The 4,682-nt window shown below is 47.4% G+C and carries 6 protein-coding genes; 4 read left to right on the forward strand and 2 right to left on the reverse strand.

The window, feature by feature from the left end; translation table 11 throughout:
• The coding region (locus V5298_RS06620; protein WP_332930680.1) for a glycine cleavage system protein T at positions 1–838 on the reverse strand (838 nt) is incomplete at its 3' end.
• 150 nt (positions 839–988) lie between these two features.
• Here V5298_RS06620 and V5298_RS06625 point away from each other — a divergent pair.
• The 3 genes from V5298_RS06625 to V5298_RS06635 are packed head-to-tail and all read left to right on the forward strand — an operon-like array spanning position 989 to position 2,542.
• Positions 989–1,240, forward strand: coding sequence for a succinate dehydrogenase assembly factor 2 (locus V5298_RS06625; RefSeq protein ID WP_332930681.1), 252 nt, complete (start codon positions 989–991; stop codon positions 1,238–1,240).
• A complete protein-coding gene (locus V5298_RS06630) occupies positions 1,227–1,673 on the forward strand; it encodes a protein YgfX (RefSeq protein WP_332930682.1) in 447 nt (148 codons plus the stop codon). The genes V5298_RS06625 and V5298_RS06630 overlap by 14 nt, the downstream gene beginning before the upstream one ends.
• 8 nt (positions 1,674–1,681) lie before the next feature.
• The gene (locus V5298_RS06635) at positions 1,682–2,542 is read left to right on the forward strand and encodes a MaoC/PaaZ C-terminal domain-containing protein (RefSeq protein WP_332930683.1); all 861 of its coding nucleotides are present in this window, start codon (positions 1,682–1,684) and stop codon (positions 2,540–2,542) included.
• A 13-nt stretch (positions 2,543–2,555) separates the two neighbouring features.
• On the opposite strand, the gene nadB is transcribed toward V5298_RS06635, so the two are convergent.
• Positions 2,556–4,220, reverse strand: coding sequence for an L-aspartate oxidase (gene nadB / locus V5298_RS06640; RefSeq protein ID WP_332930684.1), 1,665 nt, complete (start codon positions 4,218–4,220; stop codon positions 2,556–2,558).
• 219 nt (positions 4,221–4,439) lie between these two features.
• On the opposite strand from nadB, the gene V5298_RS06645 reads away from it, so the two are divergent.
• Positions 4,440–4,682: sigma-70 family RNA polymerase sigma factor (locus tag V5298_RS06645; protein ID WP_332930685.1), on the forward strand; the 243-nt coding region annotated here is incomplete at its 3' end.

Here is a 4,682-nt window from a genome sequence, read left to right on the forward strand (position 1 = left end):
CGGTTCCACCTCGTCGCCATCCTGACGCCACTTCAATCTCAATACTGTCACCTACGGTAACATCGATGGCCTCGGGGAAGCAAAGGGCAAACCCTGCGCGTTTGTTTTTCCCCAAGTAGCGGGTTCGGGCGACCACTTCCTGACCCATGTAACACCCCTTATTGAAGTCGATGCCGTTTAGCGCCTGTACATTCATCATCTGGGGGACGAATTGGTTGACTGCTTCCCCGGAGATATCGGGGATCCCATTTTTAATACTGAGGGCTTCGAAGACCGTGTCTTTGTAGGCTTTTATCTGATTGGGCAGATCACTGCTATTTAAAGCATCAACTCCCTGCGAGTTTAATATGGCAATAAATACATTGTCTGGGTGGTCAAGACGGATCAGGACCCCAGTATCATGTTGAACGGATGATAGCGGCGCGTCTGGAAGGCTGCCGAAGTGACCGGTTAGCCACTGTTCTGCCATGGGACCTGAAAATGCGAAATGCTTTAATGTGTCATCACTCTGGGTGTCATCACACGGGGCAATAGTGACTTTGGAAAACACGCCGTATTTATTCAACTGGGCCAACGTATGTTCTGCACTGCTTTTATTGATGCTTAGCCATAGGGCTTCTTTGTGACGTATCACAAGGCTTAAAGACCAGGTTTTACCTTTAAAATCGCAATGTGCCGCCCGTCTAACCTCATGGTCATCCAGTGCTTTGGTATCCACGGTAAGCTGTCCATGAAGATAGTCATCCCGTTGTTCCCCGGTGACCGATATCACAGTGAAATTGTGTAACGGCATCATAAAATTGTGGTCAATGTTTAAGAGATGATCGAGTGTCTTCATGGGGGCTCCTGCAAACCAATTTGTCTGTGTCTACTATGGGGGGAAATTCCTATTTAACAAGTCTTTGACTGGATCTGATAAAAAGGTCAGTGAGAAATTCACTTATCTCATGGTATAGTGTCGCCGTTCGAATTTGAGGTCCAAACAACCATGTTTACTGAAAAAAGACTTAACCGATTGAAATGGGCATGCCGCCGAGGCATGTTGGAATTAGATGTACTCTTTTTACCTTTCGTTGAAGAAGCTTTCGATGATCTGGATGAACACCAAAAAGAAACATTTGAACGTTTGCTAACGAGCGATGATCCTGATTTATTTGCGTGGTTTATGGGTCATCAACAGTGTGAAGATAAAGAGTTGGCAGATATGGTGGCGATTGTTTTAAATCGTGTCAAAGTTTAGCTTTATTCATTCCCACGCCTATTGGCGGCATTTTGCCGTATTTGGGTTAGTGGGATGTATGGCCTTTGCCTACCTTTCACTTCCCTTTTCTGTGAAAATCTATTTGCCCGCTGATACCCCTGTACTTTTGCTTTTATGGTTATGGGGAATAGGGGTTGTGTTAATGAAAATGACCCAGCCTGCTAAAGCGCCTGTTTTTGTGAGTGTGACCGGATATCGTTGGCATGAAGGTTGGGGTAAAAAACCGCCGTGTTGTTATCAGATTAGCGGACAAAGTCGGCTCTTGCCCTTCGTCCTCTATCTGGCATTGGTGGATGAGAGTGGCAAACGTCATCACCGCTGGGTATTTCCCGCAGAGTGCGAGCCTAAGATATACCGAAGATTGGCGCGTTTAATTATTGATGTTCACCATCACCGCCTGTCATCGATTTAGGGGAGAGTATGTCTTTATTATTGAAAGCGCTGTTGCATCGCCCTGACAAACGGTTGCTTACCCAGTTTAAGCCCCCTGTGTTGCCGCCCATTACCCATCAACAGTGCTGTACGCTCGATGCAACCCAATATCAACAGTTTTGTCAATTGACCGATTGGGACAATATGGACATTGTGCATCCGTGTTTCTTACAGGCGGTTTCCCTGCCCATGCATATGGCGTGCTTATCTCACAAGCGTAGTCCGTTTCCTTTATTGGGGCTGATTCATCGGTCTAATCGTATTCAACAGTTTGGTCCGTTAGATATTCAGGCGCCTTTTCACTTTTCTGTGGGGTTTGAGGGGATCACGGCTCATAAACTGGGGTGGGATATACACATGTATACGCGTGTTATGCAGGCTGAGGTCCCGTGCTATGAAGCGAGTTCTACCTACTTGGTGCGCGCCCGAGCGCCCCATACTGGCGGAAAAATTCCCCGTAAAGAACATGGAAAAACGTTCCAGGACGAATCGCTAAGTGAAAAGTACGTATTCAAAGCCGCTTTATCTGCGCCATCTAATATGGGCCGTCGTTACGCGAAGGTGTCAAAAGATGCCAATCCTATTCACCTGTATGCTGCCACCGCGCGCTTGTTTGGTTTTCCTCAGGCTATCGCTCATGGAATGTGGACATTGTCATACTGCGTGAGTCAATTTGAGGTGGCAGACAGGGTAAAGCATATCTCCGTGCAATGTGACTTTAAAAAGCCTTTGCTGTTGCCGGGAAATGCCAAGTTATTGGCCTACGAAGAGAATGGCGAAACCCACTTTAGCCTAATTAATGACGAAGGTGGGTCGGCACATATCAATGGATCCCTTGCGCAAGGATAGGTATCGCGGGTAACTAGGTGGACAGTGAGCCTGGCTCCGTGTGCTGATCGTGTTCGTCAGGCCGTAAGACGGTGGGCGCGGGTGTGGGCAGCATATCAGGGTAGTCCACATTATAATGCAGTCCACGGCTTTCTTTACGGGCCATGGCGCAGCGTACAATAAGTTCTGCCACTGTCACCAGATTACGTAGTTCCAGCAAGTTATTGCTCACTCTGAAGTGAGCGTAATACTCATGGATTTCCTGACTGAGCAATTGTATCCGTCGTAAAGCCCGTTCGAGGCGTTTATTGGTTCTAACAATACCCACGTAATCCCACATAAACAGGCGTAATTCGTGCCAATTATGCTGAATAATAACCTCTTCATCTGAATCGGTGACCTGAGACTCATCCCAGGGCGCGATGGGCTCATGGCTGCACGTATTGTCTAAGTTTGCCATAATGTGCCTTGCTGCGGCTGCGGCGTAAACCACACACTCAAGGAGTGAATTGGAGGCCATACGATTAGCGCCATGTAAGCCGGTATAGGCGACTTCGCCTATGGCGTAAACATTGTCTAAGTCGGTTTTGGCATTAAAATCTGTCATCACGCCGCCACAACTGTAATGGGCCGCCGGGACCACAGGAATAGGCTCGCGGGTAATATCAATGCCCACAGAAAGACACTTCTTATAAATATTTGGGAAGTGCTTGATAACAAAATCGGCGGGCTTGTGGCTAATATCCAGATACATGCAGTCCGCACCTAAGCGCTTCATCTCATAGTCAATGGCTCTGGCAACAATGTCTCTGGGCGCAAGATCGCCTCGCTGGTCAAAACGATGCATAAATCGTGTGCCATCGGGATGACACAATTGTGCGCCTTCTCCCCGGAGGGCTTCTGATATTAAAAAGTTGCGTGCCTGGGGATGATAAAGACAGGTTGGATGGAACTGATTAAATTCCATGTTGGCCACCCGGCAACCGGCGCGCCAGGCCATGGCGATACCGTCGCCGCTGGAAACATCCGGGTTGGAGGTGTATTGATAAACTTTACTGCAGCCGCCCGTTGCTAATACCACAAAACGGGAACGCACCACTTCTACATGGGCCGCTTCTAGGTTCCACACATATGCACCGTTACAACCCCGTTTATTGCGCTGGGATTTAATCAGATCAATGGCATTGTAGCGTTCTAAAAACTGAATGTTGGGATGGGCCGATACGGCATCGTTCAACGTAATTTGAAGGGCTTCTCCCGTGGCATCAGCCGCATGCAAAATGCGTCGATGACTATGGCCGCCTTCTCGCGTAAGATGGAATCGCTTTTCTCCATCCTCATTGGTTTCGGTATCAAAAGGAACGCCATGGTTAATTAACCAGTTTAGGGCATCTTTCGCATTTTCGGCGGTGAACCGTACGGCGGCTTCGTCGCATAGACCGGCCCCGGAATTTAACGTATCTGCGACATGATCCTCGATACTGTCATGTTCGTCGAAAACGGCGGCAATACCGCCCTGAGCGTAGCGTGTAGATCCTTCATTGCGATCACTTTTGCTTAAGATAATCACGTTACAGTGATCAGCTAATTTTAACGCGAGACTGAGTCCGGCGGCGCCGCTACCTATAATAAGTACGTCGCAACGGTGCTCGATTCCTTTTTGATCCGCAGAAGGTAGTGATGAAGTCACTGAATTCATGTTATTTTAGCGGTTTATTTGTAGGCTAAGGTTTGGCAAGTCTAAATGATGCGAGACAAAAGGCAAAGAGGCGACGGCATTTGAGGGCTTTTTTTTCGATATTTGTTGATAAAATAGAGATAGGCCGCACTTTAAAGCGAACTTTTTAAAATATATACAGTCTACTCATTGCTTGCATGAGCTGTTTTACGTAGTAGATGTTAAGGAGAAATGGCTCGGATGAGCGAGCAGATAACCGATCAACAAATCGTTGAAAAGGTACAGCACGGTGATAAAAATGCATTTAATTTGTTGGTGACACGTTATCAGCACAAGGTAATGCATTTGGTATCAAGGTACGTGAAAAACTCGGGTGATGTTGCTGATGTAACTCAAGACGCGTTTATCAAGGCCTACCGCGCCTTACCGAACTTTCGAGGCGACAGTGCGTTTTATACGTGGCTGTATCGCATTGCAGTTAAT

This window comes from Alteromonas sp. 14N.309.X.WAT.G.H12, from assembly GCF_036697315.1.
Classification (GTDB): domain Bacteria; phylum Pseudomonadota; class Gammaproteobacteria; order Enterobacterales; family Alteromonadaceae; genus Alteromonas.

Coding starts and splice junctions, on each gene's coding strand:
- V5298_RS06625 (WP_332930681.1), top strand. CDS start 989: ATGTTTACTGAAAAAAGACTTAACCGATTGAAATGGGCATGCCGCCGA.
- nadB (WP_332930684.1), bottom strand. CDS start 4,220: ATGAATTCAGTGACTTCATCACTACCTTCTGCGGATCAAAAAGGAATC.
- V5298_RS06635 (WP_332930683.1), top strand. CDS start 1,682: ATGTCTTTATTATTGAAAGCGCTGTTGCATCGCCCTGACAAACGGTTG.